Source organism: Cellulomonas hominis (genome assembly GCF_005239125.1).
GTDB lineage: Bacteria > Actinomycetota > Actinomycetes > Actinomycetales > Cellulomonadaceae > Cellulomonas > Cellulomonas hominis_A.
Genome location: NZ_SZYE01000083.1, coordinates 1 through 16,326, shown reverse-complemented (window position 1 = coordinate 16,326; position 16,326 = coordinate 1). Strand labels below are relative to the sequence as shown.

The window sequence follows — 16,326 nt, the reverse complement described above, 5'->3', positions numbered from 1 at the left end:
GGCCCGCGGCCGGAGGACGCCGCCGCGGCCGAGCGGCGCGCCGCGGCGCTCGGCGTGGCCGCCCCGACGTACGGCCCCGGCCCCACCACGACGATCCACGTCCGGGAGCCCGGCGGCCGCTCGCACCTGGAGCTCGGCACCGCGTCCGAGACGGGCGACGAGCTCGCCGACCTGCTGGACGCCGTGCTGTCCGTCGCCTCCGGCCTCGACCTGCCCGGCGTGCTCGAGCGGTTCGTCCGGGTGTCTGTCGAGCTGACCGGCGCGCGGTACGGCGCGATCAACGTGCTCGACTCCCGCGGCGAGTCGACCACCTTCGTCCAGACCGGCGTGCCCGCGGCCGCGGCCGCGATGATGGGCCACCCGCCGCACGCCCAGGGCGTCCTCGGGCACATCCCCGCGCACGGCGTCCTCAAGCTGGAGGACCTGACGGAGCACCCCGCGTTCCGGGGCTGGCCCGCGGAGCACCCGGCGATGGGCTCGTTCCTGGGCGCCGCCGTGCGCGTGCGGGAGCAGGTCTTCGGGTACCTGTACCTGTCCGAGAAGGACGGCGGGTTCACCGACAAGGACGCCACCGCGGTGATCGCCCTCGCGGCGACTGCCGGTGTCGCGGTCGCGAACGCCCAGCTGTTCGCCGAGGGCGCCCGCCGGGAGCACTGGCTGCGCGCGGGCCAGGACATCACCACGATGCTGCTGTCCGGTGCCGACGAGGAGGACGCGCTCGCGCACATCGCGGCGACCGCCCGGGACGTCGCGGACGCCGACACCGCCGCCCTCGCCCTGCCCGGCGTGGGCGGGGAGCTGCTCATCGAGCTCGCCGACGGGCACAACGCCGACGCCCTGGTCGGCGCGCAGCTCACCCCCGGCGGTCCCACCTGGTCCGTCATGGAGGACGGCCAGGGCCTGATCATCGACTCGCTCGCGCGGTCCAGCCGGATCACCGTGCCGGCGATGCGCGCGTTCGGCTCCGCGCTGTTCGCCCCGCTGCAGACCTCCGGCCGCGGCGTCGGCGTGCTCATCCTGCTGCGCAAGGTCGGCACCCTGGCGTTCGACCAGGGCGACCTCGACACCGCGGAGTCGTTCGCGTCCCAGGCCGCGCTGGCGTTCGTGCTGGCCGAGGCGCGGCACGCCCAGGACCAGGCGGCCCTCCTCGACGAGCGGGAGCGGATCGCGCGCGACCTGCACGACCTGGCCATCCAGCAGCTGTTCGCGACCGGCATGCAGCTCGAGACCGTCCGCCGCCGGTCCTCCCGCGGCGTCGACCCCTCCGAGCTCACGAGCATCGTCGAGGAGGCGCTGGACAACGTCGACGCCTCGGTGCGGCAGATCCGCCAGATCGTCTACGCGCTGCGCGACCCGGACGCCGCGACCGGCATCGTCGAGCGGCTGCGCCGGGAGGCCTCGCTGGCCCGCACCGGCCTGGGCTTCGCGCCGTCGCTGATCGTCACGCTGGACGGCGAGTCGGTGCCCGACGGCGACTACATCGTCGCGGACCTGATCGACGAGCGGATCGGCCCGGACCGGACCGACGACGTCGTCGCGGTCGTGCGCGAGGGCCTGGCGAACGCCGCACGGCACGCGCACGCGTCCTCGGTGGCGGTGCGGGTGACGGTCCGGGGCGCGGGTCCGCTCGGCACCGTGCACGTCGAGGTCGAGGACGACGGGGTCGGCCTGCCCGCGACGCGCGACCGCCGGTCCGGCACGGGCAACCTGGCCGCACGCGCCCGGCAGCACGGCGGGACGTTCTCGCTCGGGGTCGCCCCCGGCGGCCGCGGGACGCTGCTGTCGTGGGAGGTCCCGCTGGGCTGAGCCCGCGGGGTCTCCCGAGACATGTCCACAGGTGCCGTGGTCGTGCGCCGTCCCCAGGGCGGGCTCCCGGAGCCGGGGTCGTGTGGGCGGTCGCCGGTAGCGTTGTTCCATGGCACTTGACCTGCAGGAACACCCGGACGGCGACGTGGTCGCCGCCGTGGTGCTGCCGGTCTACGGGCCCGACGGGGCGTGCCTGACGGACCTCGGTCCGGACCCCGTGGTGGCGACCGGTGGGTCGCCGAGGACGGGCGAGCAGCGTCAGGTCGAGGCGATCCGGTCCTGCCCGCCCGGGCCGGTGCTGGACGCGTGGTTGCGGGGCCTGGACCTGGACGTGCTGCCCTCGGCGGTCCTGGTGGAGGTGGTCGCGGCGCGGGCGCGCATGGAGAGCCACCAGCACGCCGCCATGCTCGACGCCATCGCGGTCCTCGCCTCGCGGGAGGAGATGCGCCCGGACTGGTCACCGCTCGCGGGGGCGCCGCCGACGCAGGCGTGCGTCGCCGGCGACGAGCTGGCGATGCGGCTCGGGTGGCCCCGGGTCACCGCGACGAAGACCGTGCACCGGGCGGTCGTCCTGGACAGCCTGCTCGGGCAGACCCACGAGGCGCTGGAGGCCGGGCACATCGACGCCGCCAGAGCCCAGGTCCTCGCCGCGACGCTGGCGGACCTGCCCTTCCAGGTGGCGCACGCGGTGGAGGACGCGGTGCTGCCCGACGCGCACCAGTGCTCGGTCGCCCAGCTACGACAGCGGGTCGAGCGGGAGGTCCGGTTGCTCGACCCCGAGGGCGCCGCCGGCCGCCACGACCGCGCCCGGCGCACCAGGAGGGTCAGCCACCCGCGGCCGCAGCCGGACGGAATGGCGTCCATGTGGCTGGTGCTCGACGCCGAGGACGCGATCCGCGTCGACGGGGTGCTGACCCACGCCGCGAAGACCGCGAAGGCCCTGGGTGACCCCCGCACCCTGGACCAGCTCCGGGCCGACGGGCTCCGGGACCTCGTCGTCGGTGACGTGCCCGCATCCGACGGGCCGGCGTTCGAGGTCCAGCTGACCCCGGGCCCACCGCAACCGCCGCAGCCGAGACGGGCGTGGAACGGGACGTGGTTCTCCGACCGGGACGGGCCGGTGCTCGCACCCCCGGTCGAGCCGATCCCGATCGCCACCCTCACCCCGCTCGGCGAGACCGCCGCGCACCCCGCGCCCGGCCAGGAGGCCCCGGCTCCGCCGGACGCCGCGCCCGCCGCGCCCACCGCGCACCGGGTGTCCGGCAGCGAGGCCCCCGCTCAGCGGGGCGCTGTGCCCACCGCGCACCGGGTGTCCGGCGGGGAGCACGCGGCGTCACCGGTCGCCGCACCCGCCGCGCACACTGGGGCCGAGACCACGACCGACGCCGACACCGAGGTCGGGACCGCGACCGGGAACGAGACCAGCACCGTCGCCACCGCGCCCGACCCGCCGACCGTCGCCGCCGCGCCCACCGCGCGGCGTGGCTGCACCCGCTGCTCCGGCCGCCCGGGCGCCGAGGTCCGCATCACCATCGCTGCGTCCACCCTGCTCGGCCTGGACGACCAACCCGCCCACCTCGACGGGCACGGCCCCCTCGACGCGACCCGGGCCAGGGCACTCGCCACCGGCGGCGTCTGGCAGCGGGTCGTCACCGACCCGCTCACCGACCGCGTCCTGGACGTGGGCCGCGAACGCTACCGACCACCCACCGCACTGGCCGAGCTCGTCCGCACCCGCGACGCCACCTGCGCCGCACCGGGGTGCACCGTCCCGGCCCGCTGCTGCGACCTCGACCACACCGAGGAGTTCCACCCCCGACCCGGAACCGACCCCGACACGCCCCTGGGCCGCACCGACGCCGACAACCTCGGACCCCTGTGCCACCGCCACCACCGCCTCAAGACCGACGGCGACTTCCGCCTGCGCCAGATCCAACCCGGCCTCTTCGAGTGGATCACCCCCACCGGCCACCGCTACCTCACCCGACCCGGCACGGGGCAAAGCCACGACGCCACCGCCGACCCCCACGACGCACCACCCCCGTTCTGAGGCGAGGGGAGGTCCTGGGGGCGAGGGCACGTCCCGGGCACGTCCGAGGCACGTCGTCCGGGCACCGGCACGTCGTCAGTCGCGGGCAGGTCCGTCAGCGGCGGTCAGGTCCGTCAGCGGTGGGCAGGTTCGTCAGCCGCGGCAGGTCCGTCAGCCGCGGGCACGCGCTCAGCCGCGGACACGCGCTCGGTCGCAGGCAGGTCCGTCAGCCGCGGGCGCGCCCAGATGCGGGCACACGCTCGACCGCAGGCAGGTCCGTCAGCCGCGGACACGCGCTCGGTCGCGGGCGGGTCCGTCGGTCGCGGGCGGGTCCGTCGGTCGCGGGCGGGTCCGTCGGTCGCGGGCGGGTCCGTCGGTCACGGACGCGTGATCAGTCGCGGCCGCGCAGTCAGCCGCGACCGCGCCCGGAACCGACGGCCCCGGGCCAGACGCGCCACGCTCGATCCGGGGTGCCCGGAGGCACCCCCGCGGTCCTCAGGAGTGGTGGGTCTCCGCGCGCCAGCCGGAGTGCCGGCGGGCGGCGACCCAGGCCGCGACCTGGGTGCGGCGCTGCAGCCCCATCTTGGCCAGCAGCGACGTGATGTGGTTCTTCACGGTCTTCTCGGCCACGCCGAGCCGCTCGGCGATCTCCCGGTTCGACAGGCCGTCGCCGATCAGGTCGAGCACCTTGAGCTCGCTCGGCGTGAGGTTCTCGGTCGGGTCCTCGTGGCCCGCGCGGCGGCGGGTGACCGTGCGCTCGTCCAGCAGGGTGCGGCCCGCGGCGACCGCGCGCACGACGTCGGTAATCTCCGCGCCGCGGACGCTCTTGAGCAGGTAGGCGGCGGCGCCGGCCTCGAGGGCCGCGGCCAGCGCGTCGTCGTCGTCGAACGAGGTGAGGACGATGGCCCGGGCGGTGGGCAGCGTGGCGCGCACCTGGGTCATCAGGTCGATGCCGGTGCCGTCGGGCAGCTGCAGGTCGACGAGCAGGACGTCGGGGTGCACGAGGCCCGCCCGGCGCACGCCGTCGGCGACGGACCCGGCCTCGGCGACGACCTTCATGCCGTCGGCGCGCTCGACGACCTCGGCGATGCCCCGCCGCACGACCTCGTGGTCGTCGACGATCATCACCGAGATCTCCCCTGGACGGGCCGGCTGGACTGCGCTGTTCGTGGCGGACACGGCGTCATCGTATCCAGCCCCGCGTCCCGGCCGGCTACCGGCGCACCGGCCGCACCGACTTCGCCCCGCGGAGGCCGGCCGCCGGGGCCGCTCCGCCTGGCGCCGGCGCGCCCGGTACGCCACGCTCGCGTCCATGACGACGGTGCTGCTCCCCTCCTCGATCGCCCTGTCCCCCGCGGTGCCCGGCACCGTCCGCACCGTGACGTACGACGTCGAGAAGCCGGTGCCCGAGGAGCTGGTCGAGGCGGAGGGTCTGGTCGCCTGGGGCAACCCCACCTCGCAGCTCGCCGACGCCGCCCGCCGGATGGGTCGCCTGCGCTGGGTGCAGACCCTGGCCGCCGGCCCGGACTCGGTGCTGGCGGCGGGCTTCGCACCGCACGTCCAGATCACCTCGGGCCGGGGCCTGCACGACGGGCCGGTCGCCGAGCACACCCTCGCGCTCGTCCTGGCGGCCGCGCGGCGGCTGCCGGAGCTGGTGCGCGCGCAGGACGAGCACCGCTGGGCGGCCGAGCTCGGCGGGATGCAGCAGCTGCCGCACGAGGGCGGGGAGTTCCGCTCGCTGTCCGGCGCCCGCGTGCTGATCTGGGGCTTCGGCTCGATCGCGGCCCGGCTCGCGCCGCTGCTGACCGTGCTGGGCGCGCAGGTCGTGGGTGTCGCCTCCCGGGCCGGCGAGCGCGCGGGCTACCCGGTGATCGCGCCCGACGAGGTGCCGCAGGCCCTGCCGGGGACCGACGTCCTCATCGGGATCCTCCCGGCCACCTCCACCACCCGGCGGGCGCTCGACGCCGCGGTGTTCGCCCGGCTGCCCCGGCACGCCTGGGTGGTCAACGTCGGGCGCGGCTCGACCCTGGACGAGGACGCGCTGCTCAAGGCCGTGCGGGGCGGGCGCATCGCGGGCGCCGCGCTCGACGTGTTCCGGACGGAGCCGCTCCCGCCGACCTCCCCGCTGTGGGACGAGCCCCGCATCCTGATCACCCCGCACGCGGCGGGCGGCCGGCCGGTGGGCGCGGACACGCTGCTGACCGACAACATCGGGGCCTTCGAGCGCGGGGAGCCCCTGCGGAACCTCGTGCGCCGCTGAGCAACGCCGAGCACCGCCGAGCGCTCGACCGTCCAGTTGGTACAGTGGACTGCTCCCCGAGAGAGGAGCACCCGATGACCTCCCCCGCGCCCACCCTGCTCGACCGCGTCGACCTGCTGCCCGTCGCGCCGGCCGAGGCCGGCGGGGCGGACCCGCGCGAGACGGTCGCCGCCCTGGCCGTCGACGGCTGCCTGCTCGGGTTCCTCGCCGACGTGCACCCGCCGGACGACGGCTGGTGGGGCCGCGCGCTGCAGGCCGTCGCCGCGTACGCCGGTCTGCCGGCGCCGCACCAGTGCGCGTCGAACCTGGACCTCGAGCTCGAGGCCGAGCCGTTCCGCGACCCATCGCCGCTGACCGACGCGGTGCTCCGGCTGGTCCGTCAGGGCGGCACCGACGCCCTGACGCTGGACCGGGTCGCCGAGGAGAGCGGCCGCGACCCGGACTGGATCCTCAGCATGCACGGCTCCGTGCAGGAGCTCGTCGACGCGCTGGTCGGGCGGATCGCCGAGGAGGCGTTCGACGACCTGCTGCCCGCGCACGACGAGCCCGAGCTGCCGGAGCTGCTGGCGGCCTGCGCGAGCTCGGAGCGGGTCGTCGCGATGGTGCGGTTCCTCGCGCTGACCGGGGTCGAGGTGGCGCCCGGGGCCGTCGAGGCGACCCGCGAGACGTCCCCGGTGACGCGCGGCGAGGACCTGACCGACCGGGCCCTGGTGGCGGCGCTGGCGCTCGACGGCTGGGCGCTCGGCTCGGCGGCGCGGCGCTACCCCTGGCCGGAGGCCGTGACCGCCAGGGTCGCCGCGGAGCTGCGGGCGCTGGCGGCCTGACCGCCGGCCCGCGGGCGGGTCGTCAGCCGGCCGGCGCCGGCTGGCACGCCGGGCAGAAGTGGGACGAGCGGTTCATGAACGGCTCCCGCACCACCGGTGTCCCGCACCGCGGGCACGGCTCGCCCGCCTGCCCGTAGACCGCCAGCGACCGGTCGAAGTACCCGGAGGCGCCGTTCACGTTGACGTAGAGGGCGTCGAAGCTCGTCCCGCCCTGCGCCAGCGCGTCGGTCATCACCCCGGCCACGCCGTCCAGCACCCGCAGCGCCGTCGCCTGGTCCAGGCCGGCGGTCGGCGTCGCGGGGTGCACCCGCGCGCGCCACAGGCCCTCGTCCGCGTAGATGTTGCCGACCCCGGACACCACGGTCTGGTCCAGCACGGCACGCTTGACCTGCGTCCGGCGGCGCCGGATCGCCCGGGCGACGGCCTCGCGGTCGACGGCCGGGTCCAGCAGGTCCCGGCCGATGTGCGCCACCGGCGCCGGCACCAAGGGAAGGTCCGAGCCAGCGCCGCCGGGGCGGGCGTCCGGCGTCGGCAGCAGGTCGACGACCGACAGGTGCCCGAACGTCCGCTGGTCCACGAAGTCGAGCGCCCCGCCGCCGTCGAGCAGCAGCCGGACCCGCAGGTGGGTGTGCGCGGCGCCCTGCTCGACGTCGGCAGGCGTGCCGCGCACGAGCAGCTGGCCGCTCATGCCCAGGTGCGCGAGCAGCGCGTCGTCCGGCGTCGCACCGGCCGCGCCGGGGTGGTCGAGCGGGAGCCAGAGGAACTTGCCGCGGCGCGCGGCCGCGGTGAGGGTGCGGCCGGCGAGGCGGCCCGCGAGGTCGTCGGGGCCGGCCAGGTGGCGGCGGACGCTGTACGGGCGCCGGACCTCGACCGCGCGGACCGTGCGGCCCACGACGTGCCGCTCGAGGCCGTCCCGGACGGTCTCGACCTCGGGCAGCTCGGGCACGCCGGCGTCAGTCCGTGGTGCGCGACGCCAGCGCGTCGCCGGCGGGTGCCGCCTCGCCGTCGGCCGGTGCAGTCTCGCCGTCGGCGGCGGTGCCGTCGGCCCCGGCCGCGGCCTCGTCGGACCCCGCCCCCGCGCTGAGCGCGGTGTAGGCCAGCTCGGCCGCCCGCTGCTCCGCGAGCTTCTTGGCGGTGCCGGTCCCGGTGCCGTACACGCCGCCGGCGACCACGGCCTCGGCCGTGAACACGCGGGCGTGGTCCGGGCCGGCGCTGGTCACCTGGTAGGCCGGGGCACCCATGCCGAGCGTCGCGGTGAGCTCCTGCAGGCTCGTCTTCCAGTCCAGGCCCGCGCCGAGGTCGGCCGCCTGGGCCAGCCGCGGGCCGACCAGGCGCATGACGACGCCGCGCGACACCTCGAGCCCGTGGGACAGGTAGACGGCGCCGAACAGCGCCTCCAGGGTGTCGGACAGGATGGAGTCCTTGTCCCGCCCGCCCGTGGCGAGCTCGCCCTTGCCGAGCAGCACGTAGGACCCGAGGTCCAGCGCGCGGGCGACCTCGGCGAGGGCGCGCTGCGACACCGTCGCCGCGCGCATCTTCGCGAGCTCGCCCTCGGACTGCCCGGGGTGCCGGCGGTACAGGTCCTCGGTGACGACCAGGCCGAGCACGGTGTCCCCGAGGAACTCCAGCCGCTCGTTGGTCGGGATGCCGCCCGCCTCGTGGGCGAACGACCGGTGCGTGAGCGCCAGCACCAGCAGCTCGGGGTCCAGGTGGACCCCGAGCTGCTGGGCGAGCTGTGCTGCGGTGGTGCTCATCGTGCGGCGGCCCGCGCCCTCCGGTACGTCACCGGGGCGCCCGGCCTGCGGCGCGTCGGCTCAGCCGGCGTGCTCGGTCCGCATCGCCTCGGCGTAGCGCCGACCGGCGTAGGCGCCGCACGTCGGGCACGCCTGGTGCGGGCGCATGTTCGACTTGCACTGCGGGCAGGTGCTGAGCGTCGTGGCAGTGGTCTTCCACTGCGACCGACGCGCACGGGTGTTGCTGCGCGACATCTTGCGCTTCGGAACAGCCACGGCTAGCTCTCTCTCTTCTCGTCAAGCGTGCTCTGCAGGCCACCGAGGGCAGCCCACCGAGGATCAAGGGTCTCATGGGAATGCTGCGGGTCGTCCGCGAGGTGCGCCCCGCAGATGGAGCACAGCCCGGGGCAGTCGTCCCGGCACAACGGCTGGAACGGTAGCGCAGTCACGACCGCGTCCCGAACCAGGGGCTCCACGTCGACCAGGTCGCCGTCGAGCTCGGGGAGGTCCTCCTCGTCGTCGCCGCTGTCCTTCGCGGCCTCCGCGCGACCGGGGTAGACGAACAGCTCCTGGACGCGGACGTCGAGATCCTCGACCACCTCGTCCAGGCAGCGCACGCACTCCCCGACCGCCCGGGCCCGCACGGAGCCGGACACGAACACCCCCTCCACGACGGCCTCGAGCTGGACGTCCAGCTCGACGTCGTCACCGACGGGGACGCCGATCACGTCGGTACCGAGATCCTCCGGGGCCGGCACCGTGACGCGGGTACGCCGCATCGATCCCGGACGTCGGCCGAGCTCGTGGGTGTCGAGCACGAACGGCGAGCGGGGATCGAGGTGGTTGGCGCGCTCCACGGTCCCTGTTCCTGTCGTGAGGGGTCTCGGTCCCTGCCATGACCGGCGGGACCAACGGTCGATCCTACGGCACGGCCCCCCGTCCGCCCAATCGCGCGGCGGGCGGCCTGGGTCACACCCGGGCGGTCAGCCCTCGCCGTCCTCCAGCCGGTCCGCGAGCTTCGCGCGGCCGGCCTGCACCTGGGTCAGCACCTTGCCCAGGTCGATCTCGAAGTCGGCGAGCCGGCGGTCGCAGTAGTCGTCCGCATCGCGGCGCAGCGCGCGGGCCGTCTCCTCGGCCTCGCGCACGATCTCGGCGGCCCGCTCGGCCGCCTGCGCGACCACGGACTCCTGCTCGACGAGCTCCGCGGCCCGGCGGCGCGCCTGCGCCTCGATCCGCTCGGCGTCCGCGCGGGCGGCGGCGCGCTCGGCGTCCGCGGCGGCCAGCACCTCGTCGGCGCGGCCGATCTGCGTCGGCAGCGCGGCGCGGGCCTGCTCGACCAGGTCCAGCAGCTCCGCGCGGCTGACGAGCACGGAGGCGGACATCGGCACAGCGCGCGCGACCTGGACGGCCTGCTCCAGCGCGTCCAGGACGGCCCTGAGGCCCTCGGGGCGGCCCTGGGCGCCGGGGGTGGTCTGCTCGGTCATGCGGGGCTCTCTTCGGCCGTCGTGGGGGTGCTCAGCGCCGCGCGGACGGCCGCGGCCACCGCCGGCGTCACCAGGTCGTCGATCGGGCCGCCGTGCCGGGCCACGTCCTTCACCAGCGACGACGCCACGTGCGACAGGGACGGGTCCCCGACGACGAACGCGGTCTCCACGCCGGACAGGTGCCGGTTCATCAGCGCCATCGGGAGCTCGGCGTCGAAGTCCGCGCCGCCCCGCAGGCCCTTGACCACCAGGTCGGCACCGAGGGCGCGGAGCTCGTCGGCCAGCAGGCCGGCGGACGACGCGACGCGCACGCCCGGGAGGCCGGCGACCGCGTCCTCGATCAGCGCCACGCGGGCGTCGACGTCGAGCAGCGGCCGCTTGGCGGCATTGTGCGCGACGAGCACGACCACCTCGTCGGCGAGGCGCCGCGCGCGGCGCACCACGTCCAGGTGACCGAGCGTGAAGGGGTCGAAGGAGCCGGGGCAGACCGCGAGAACCACGCAGCCGAATCTACGCCGTCAGCCCCGGGCGTCCTCGACGGCGGCGTCCCCGGGCGCGTCGGACGGCGCGTCGTCGAGCGGGCTGCGGGCCCCGAGGTGCACCGCCGTCTCGCCGTACGCCCGCGTGTCGAACCCGTGCATCCCCTCCGGCCAGGGCGGCGCCGCGCTGCGGGTGGACCGCTCCACGACCACCACCGACTCGACGGTCAGCGCGGGCACCAGCGCCGCCAGCACCTCGGCCAGCGTCGCGTCCGGGACGTCGTACGGCGGGTCCAGCAGCACCAGGTCCCACGGCTCGGCCGCGGGGCGGGCGACATACGCCTCGACCCGCTCGCGCACCACGTCCACCCGGCCCCGCAGGCCCAGCGCGGCGACGTTCTTCCGGCACACCTCCGCGGCGGCCTTCCCCCACTCGACCAGCACCACGTGCGCGGCCCCGCGGCTCGCCGCCTCCAGCCCGAGCGCGCCCGACCCCGCGTACCCGTCGAGCACCCGCGCGTCCTCGACGGCGTCCAGGTGCTCCAGGCGGGAGAACAGCGCCTCGCGCACCCGCTCGCTCGTGGGGCGCGTGCCCTGCGGCGGCACCGCCAGCGTGCGCCCGCCGACCGACCCCGCGACGACCCGGGTCACCGGCCGGCCCGCTTCTTCTCGGCCTCCGCGGTCTCCTGCATGTCCGTCATGCGCTCCATCATCGTCTTCGTGCTGGTGCTCGAGCCGACGAGCAGCGCGATCGCCGACACGGCCGCCTGCACGACCACGACCTGGGGCAGCACCGTGCCGAGCGCCACCGACAGGACGACGGGCACCATGCCGAGCACGGCGACGTCCGGGCCGCGGGACAGCACGGCCGCCACGCCGCCGGGCAGGGCGCCCATCGGTGTCGCCACCAGCGGGCCCTCCCAGTTCGGCGACGGCCGGTACGCGGCGCGCAGCGCCGCACCCGCCCACACCGGGGCCGACACCACGCCGAGCAGCAACCACGGCCCGACCTCGCCCTCCCAGCGACCGACCGCGGCGAACGCCGCCGCGGACCACAGAAGCATCGCCGCACCCGGGACGATCAGCCGCGCGCGGCGCACGCCCTTCGCGGACATCGGCAGCAACCGGTCGACGATCGGGGCCATCTCGGCGCGGCGCGCGCCCTCCCCCGTCGCGAGCATGCCGACGTACCCGCTGACCAGGACGGCCAGGATCACGCCGACCACGCCCGCGAGCTGCGGCGTGATCACCACGACGACCGGCACCAGCGCCGACACCACCAGCTGCACCAGGTGCCGGGGGGAGCGCAGCAGCACGGTCACGTCCGCGACCACCACCGCCGACACCGGCCCGCGGACCAGCCGCATCCGGCGCACCCGCCGCCGGCGCGGCCGCGCGGCCGAGTCCGACAGCGCCCGGCCCAGCTCGCGCGAGTCCATCGACACCAGCGCACCGGCGGCCTGCGTGGCGACCGACCCGCTCTCCCGCAGGTTGCGCCCGCGGATCCGGTCCAGCCGGGTGTCCAGCCACCACCAGGCGCCGGCGACGGCCACCGCGAGCACCGCCAGCACCCACCAGGGCACGTCCGGCAGCGCCGCGATCCGCCAGCCCGCCAGCGCCGCGACGAGCGCCAGGACGGGCGCGACCCCGATCACGACGTCGCCCGCGAGCGCGGTCGCGCGGCGGGGAACGCCGCGGCTCTGCAGGTGCCCGGCCAGCAGCGCGAGACCCGCGCACACCAGCGCCGCCGTCCCGCCGAGGCGCAGCACGTGGCCCACCCCGTGGTCCGCGAGCAGGCCGCCGTCCAGCAGCGCGAGCACCACCCCGCCGATCAGGCCGGACGCGATCGGCAGCCGGAGCGAGGCCGGGCGCAGCAGCCCGCGCCGGTCGACCGGCGTGCCGAGCCACCACGTCGCCTCCGCGCCGCCCGCGCCCACGGGGCCCAGCCGCGCGCTCAGCGACAGCACCACGCCCGCCACCACGAACGCCGCCACCGCCACGACCGTCGGCAGGCTGATGCCGGAGCGCAGCGCCTGGTCCGGCACGTGCGGCAGCGTCGTGCGCAGCTGGCCCGCGAGGCCCAGCGCCACGCCCAGGCCGATCGCCGAGGTGACCACCGCGTAGTACACGTCGCCGAGCACCTCGCCGATGCCCGCGCCCGACCGGCGGCGCGCGACCTGCGCGGTGTACCGGCGGATCGACCGGGCACCGGGGACCGGCGTGCGGCCGTCCGTCGGGGCCACGGCCGGCGCGGGGAGGTCGTCCCAGCCGGCGGCCGCGGCCGGGGCGTCGGCCGCGCCGGGGGCGACGGCGAACGGGTCGGGGCCGTCGGCGACGTCGTCGGGGCCGTGGTCCTGCGGGGGGCGCGCCGGGCCGCGGCGGCTCACAGCACGCCCGGCCGCAGCGCCTCGACGGCGTCCGCGGTGCTGAGCAGGCGGGACTGGTCGTCGGCGACCAGCACCGCGCGGTCGGCGACCACGCGCAGCAGCTCGGGGTCGTGCGTCGCCAGGAGCACCGAGCCGCCCGCGCGCTTCTCGTCCAGCAGCCGCTGCGCCAGGTGGTCGCGCATCGCGACGTCCAGGCGCTGCTCGGGCTCGTCCAGCACCAGCAGCGACCGCGGCCGCACCAGCCCGGCGGCGAGCAGCAGGCGCCGGCGCTGGCCGGAGGACAGCGCGACGGGCAGCGCCGCGGCGTGCTCCGCCAGGCCGAACTCGTCGAGCAGCTCGTCCACCACCGCGTCCGCGCCCTGCACCCCGTGCCCGCGGGCCGTCAGGTACAGGTGCTCGGCCACCGTCAGCGCCGGGAAGTACGCGTCGTCGTCCAGCACGCTGGAGACCCGGGTGCGGAACCCGATCTCGCGCTCGTCCACCGCGCGGCCCAGCACCTCCACGCGGCCGCCGACCGGCTCGAGCAGGCCGAGCACGGCGCGCAGCACCGTCGACTTGCCGGAGCCGTTCGCGCCGACCAGCGCGAGGGCCTTCCCGGGCGGGAGGGTGAACGAGACCGGGGCGCACACGGGCTCCCCGCCGTACCCGACGAGCAGATCGACGGCACGGATCACGGGCTGCTTCGACACGGGGAGCAGAGTACGCACCGCGGCTGGGGCGCTCGCCGGGACCGACGGCCCGCCGTGCGGGAGATCACGCCGCGCCCCGCCCCGCCCCGCTCAGGTCCGGTCGAGGAACTCCTCGCGCTCCCCCGCCAGCATCTGCTGGATCGCCGCCGCCAGCGCCGGGTGCGCGACCAGGTCCGGGTCCGCGTCCACCAGCTCGCGCGCGGCGACCCGGGCCCGCTCGATCACGTCGGCGTGCTCGGTCACCTGGAGCAGCCGGAGCGAGGAGCTCCCGCCGGACTGCGCCGCCCCGAGCACGTCGCCCTCGCGGCGCAGCGCCAGGTCCACCGCCGCGAGCTCGAACCCGTCGCGGGTCTCCGCCAGCTTCCCGAGCCGGGTGGCCGCGTCCGTGCCCTCGGGCGCGTCCGCGACCAGCAGGCACACGCCGGGCCTGCTCCCGCGGCCGATCCGCCCGCGGAGCTGGTGCAGCTGCGAGATGCCGAACCGGTCCGCGTCGAGGACCACCATCACCGTCGCGTCCGGCACGTCCACGCCGACCTCGATCACCGTGGTCGACACCAGCACCGGCACCGCGCCGGAGGCGAAGTCCGCGAGCGCCCGGTCCTTCTCCTCCGGCCCCATCCGGCCGTGCAGCTCACCGACCGCGACGCCGCGCAGCGCCGGGGTGCCGCGGAGCAGCTCGGCGACCTCCGACACCGCGTGCAGCGGCCGCTGCGGGCGGGCCCCGCCCTCCTCGCCCTCCGGCGGCAGGTCGGTCACCAGGTCCGCGCCGTCGACGTCGGCCTTCTTCGCGTCGCCGTCGATCCGCGCGCACACCACGTACGCCCGGCCGCCCCGGTCGACCTCCTCGCGGACCCGCTCCCAGGCGCGCTCGAGCCACCCGGGCCTGTCCGCCGGCACCACGTGCGTCACCACCTCCGCGCGGCCCTTCGGCACCTCGCGCAGCGTCGACGTCTCCAGGTCGCCGAACACCGTCATCGCGACCGTCCGCGGGATCGGCGTCGCCGTCATCACGAGCAGGTGCGGGACGCCGCCGGCCTTCGCGCGCAGCACGTCGCGCTGCTCGACGCCGAACCGGTGCTGCTCGTCCACGACCACCAGCCCGAGGTCCGCGAACTGCACGTGCTCCGACAGCAGCGCGTGCGTCCCGACCACGATGCCCGCGGCCCCGCCCGCGATCTCCCCCAGCACGCGCCGACGCGCCGCCGATCCCTGCGAGCCGGTCAGCAGCGCGACCCGCGTCGCCACCTCCGCGCCCCCGAGCATCCCGGCCTCCGCGAGGTCGCCCAGCAGGGTCTGCAGCGTCCGGGCGTGCTGCGCGGCGAGCACCTCCGTGGGCGCGAGCAGCGCGGCCTGGCCGCCCGCGTCGACCACCTGCAGCATCGCCCGCGCCGCGACCACCGTCTTGCCCGAGCCGACCTCGCCCTGCAGCAGCCGCTGCATCGGGCTGCCCGCGGCCAGCTCGCCCGCGATCTGCTCGCCGATCTCCCGCTGGCCCGCCGTCAGCTCGAACGGCAGCCGCGCGTCGAACGCGTCCAGCAGGCCGCCCGCGCGCGGGGGACGCGCCACCGCCGACTGCGCAGCGAACCGGGCCTTGCGGCGGGCCAGCTCGGCCTGGAGGACGAACGCCTCCTCGAAGCGCAGCCGCGCCACCGCCCGGTCCTTCTCGGTGTCGTCGAGGGGGTGGTGCACCCCCTGGAGCGCGTCCAGGATCCCCGGCATGCTGCCGCGGACCTCGTCGGGCAGCGGGTCCGGCAGGTCCGCGGGCGTGAGCGTGCGGCGCACCGTCTCCAGCGCGGCGACCACCGCGTCGTTCCGCAGGCCCGCGGTCAGGCCGTAGACCGGCCGCGGCCGCTGCGACTCGATCAGGCGCTGGGCCTCGTCCTCGAACGACATCGGGTCGTCGATCTCGAACTCGGGGTGCAGCAGCTGGAGCTGGCCGCGGTACTCCTTGACCACGCCGGAGAACAGGGCGACCGTGCCGGGCTTCAGCTGCTGCTCGAAGTGCCGCAGGGCGCCGGGGTGCTTCGCGAACCAGGTCAGGAGCAGCGACTGCCGACCGTTGCGCACCACCACCTCGAGGATCGCGCCGCCCCGCGAGCGCATCGTGCGCGTCGTCGAGCGGTCGACCACGCCGTCCACCGTCACGTGCTCCCCGACGCGCAGGTGCCCGATCGTCGCCGGGTCGCCCCAGTGGGACCACCGGCGCGGGTAGTAGCGCAGGAGGTCCCCGACCGTGTGCAGGCCGAGCTTGGCGAGCTTCTTCGCGGCGCCCGGGACGTGCTTGGCCAGGTCCTGGTCCAGGTACGGCAGCGGTCGGACCACGGCGTCGTGGGGGACGGTCACGGGCGCGCCTCCGTCGGGGTGGGATCGGCGAGGTCGGCGAGGGCGGCGAGCACCCCCGCGTCGTCGGTCGCCCCGGCCGGGACGACCCACGCCGGGTCGAGGTGGGCGGCGTCGAGGCGGTCCCCGGGCAGCACCGTGACGACCCGGCCCCCGGCGGCCGCCGTCGTCGGCGCGCCACCCGCCTCGGCGGCGTCGCCGGTGCCGCTCCCCGCGTGGACCGGTCCCAGCGCGTCGTGCGCCGCGCGGCGCACCGCGTCGCGGGCCTCGTCCGCGGGGGTGCCGTCCGGCAGCA

The 16,326-nt window shown here is 76.7% G+C and carries 16 protein-coding genes; 4 read left to right on the top strand and 12 right to left on the bottom strand.

Translation table 11 applies throughout. From position 1 onward, the window contains the following. Positions 1-54: 54 nt before the first annotated feature. Positions 55-1,806 (top strand): sensor histidine kinase, encoded by a 1,752-nt coding sequence (locus tag FA014_RS11295; protein WP_154729783.1) that lies wholly within the window; start codon positions 55-57, stop codon positions 1,804-1,806. Between the two features lie 109 nt (positions 1,807-1,915). After that, complete coding sequence (locus tag FA014_RS11290; protein ID WP_154729779.1) at positions 1,916-3,856, top strand: HNH endonuclease signature motif containing protein; 1,941 nt, start codon at positions 1,916-1,918, stop codon at positions 3,854-3,856. 474 nt (positions 3,857-4,330) lie between these two features. Here the strand turns inward: FA014_RS11290 and FA014_RS11285 are convergent, their stop codons facing one another. Next, positions 4,331-4,960, bottom strand: coding sequence for a response regulator (locus tag FA014_RS11285; protein ID WP_154729782.1), 630 nt, complete (start codon positions 4,958-4,960; stop codon positions 4,331-4,333). Between the two features lie 187 nt (positions 4,961-5,147). Here FA014_RS11285 and FA014_RS11280 point away from each other — a divergent pair, with 187 nt between their 5' ends. Next, positions 5,148-6,095 (top strand): phosphoglycerate dehydrogenase, encoded by a 948-nt coding sequence (locus FA014_RS11280; protein WP_154729778.1) that lies wholly within the window; start codon positions 5,148-5,150, stop codon positions 6,093-6,095. Between the two features lie 74 nt (positions 6,096-6,169). Further along, positions 6,170-6,919, top strand: a complete 750-nt coding sequence (locus tag FA014_RS11275; RefSeq protein ID WP_154729777.1) for a hypothetical protein — start codon at positions 6,170-6,172, stop codon at positions 6,917-6,919. 22 nt (positions 6,920-6,941) lie between these two features. Here FA014_RS11275 and mutM read toward each other — a convergent pair whose 3' ends face one another. From mutM to FA014_RS19985, 11 genes are all read right to left on the bottom strand, one after another. Then, entirely contained in the window at positions 6,942-7,865 is a 924-nt protein-coding gene (gene mutM, locus FA014_RS11270; RefSeq protein ID WP_154729776.1) for a bifunctional DNA-formamidopyrimidine glycosylase/DNA-(apurinic or apyrimidinic site) lyase, read from the bottom strand. Between the two features lie 7 nt (positions 7,866-7,872). Continuing rightward, on the bottom strand, positions 7,873-8,673 hold the full coding sequence (gene rnc, locus FA014_RS11265) for a ribonuclease III (protein ID WP_154729775.1): 801 nt from the start codon (positions 8,671-8,673) through the stop codon (positions 7,873-7,875). 60 nt (positions 8,674-8,733) lie between these two features. Beyond that, positions 8,734-8,928, bottom strand: coding sequence for a 50S ribosomal protein L32 (rpmF, locus tag FA014_RS11260; protein WP_147796053.1), 195 nt, complete (start codon positions 8,926-8,928; stop codon positions 8,734-8,736). A 2-nt stretch (positions 8,929-8,930) separates the two neighbouring features. Next, entirely contained in the window at positions 8,931-9,509 is a 579-nt protein-coding gene (locus FA014_RS11255; RefSeq protein WP_154729774.1) for a YceD family protein, read from the bottom strand. A 126-nt stretch (positions 9,510-9,635) separates the two neighbouring features. Further along, positions 9,636-10,136 (bottom strand): hypothetical protein, encoded by a 501-nt coding sequence (locus FA014_RS11250; protein ID WP_154729773.1) that lies wholly within the window; start codon positions 10,134-10,136, stop codon positions 9,636-9,638. Further along, a complete protein-coding gene (gene coaD / locus FA014_RS11245; RefSeq protein ID WP_154729772.1) occupies positions 10,133-10,636 on the bottom strand; it encodes a pantetheine-phosphate adenylyltransferase in 504 nt (167 codons plus the stop codon). Before coaD ends, FA014_RS11250 begins: the two co-directional genes overlap by 4 nt. Before the next feature lie 18 nt (positions 10,637-10,654). Next, entirely contained in the window at positions 10,655-11,266 is a 612-nt protein-coding gene (rsmD, locus tag FA014_RS11240; RefSeq protein WP_154729771.1) for a 16S rRNA (guanine(966)-N(2))-methyltransferase RsmD, read from the bottom strand. Next, positions 11,263-13,002, bottom strand: coding sequence for a DUF6297 family protein (locus FA014_RS11235; protein WP_230323076.1), 1,740 nt, complete (start codon positions 13,000-13,002; stop codon positions 11,263-11,265). The genes rsmD and FA014_RS11235 overlap by 4 nt, the downstream gene beginning before the upstream one ends. Next, positions 12,999-13,691 (bottom strand): ABC transporter ATP-binding protein, encoded by a 693-nt coding sequence (locus FA014_RS11230; protein WP_154729770.1) that lies wholly within the window; start codon positions 13,689-13,691, stop codon positions 12,999-13,001. The genes FA014_RS11235 and FA014_RS11230 overlap by 4 nt, the downstream gene beginning before the upstream one ends. 90 nt (positions 13,692-13,781) lie before the next feature. Beyond that, positions 13,782-16,034 carry an ATP-dependent DNA helicase RecG gene (locus FA014_RS11225; RefSeq protein ID WP_328288196.1) on the bottom strand — a complete coding sequence of 751 codons (2,253 nt, stop codon included), beginning with the start codon at positions 16,032-16,034 and terminating at the stop codon, positions 13,782-13,784. Beyond that, the coding region (locus FA014_RS19985; RefSeq protein WP_230323075.1) for a hypothetical protein at positions 16,031-16,326 on the bottom strand (296 nt) is incomplete at its 5' end. The genes FA014_RS11225 and FA014_RS19985, both read right to left, overlap by 4 nt.

Coding starts and splice junctions, on each gene's coding strand:
- FA014_RS11290 (WP_154729779.1), top strand. CDS start 1,916: ATGGCACTTGACCTGCAGGAACACCCGGACGGCGACGTGGTCGCCGCC.
- FA014_RS11285 (WP_154729782.1), bottom strand. CDS start 4,960: ATGATCGTCGACGACCACGAGGTCGTGCGGCGGGGCATCGCCGAGGTC.
- FA014_RS11280 (WP_154729778.1), top strand. CDS start 5,148: ATGACGACGGTGCTGCTCCCCTCCTCGATCGCCCTGTCCCCCGCGGTG.
- FA014_RS11275 (WP_154729777.1), top strand. CDS start 6,170: ATGACCTCCCCCGCGCCCACCCTGCTCGACCGCGTCGACCTGCTGCCC.
- rnc (WP_154729775.1), bottom strand. CDS start 8,673: ATGAGCACCACCGCAGCACAGCTCGCCCAGCAGCTCGGGGTCCACCTG.
- FA014_RS11250 (WP_154729773.1), bottom strand. CDS start 10,136: ATGACCGAGCAGACCACCCCCGGCGCCCAGGGCCGCCCCGAGGGCCTC.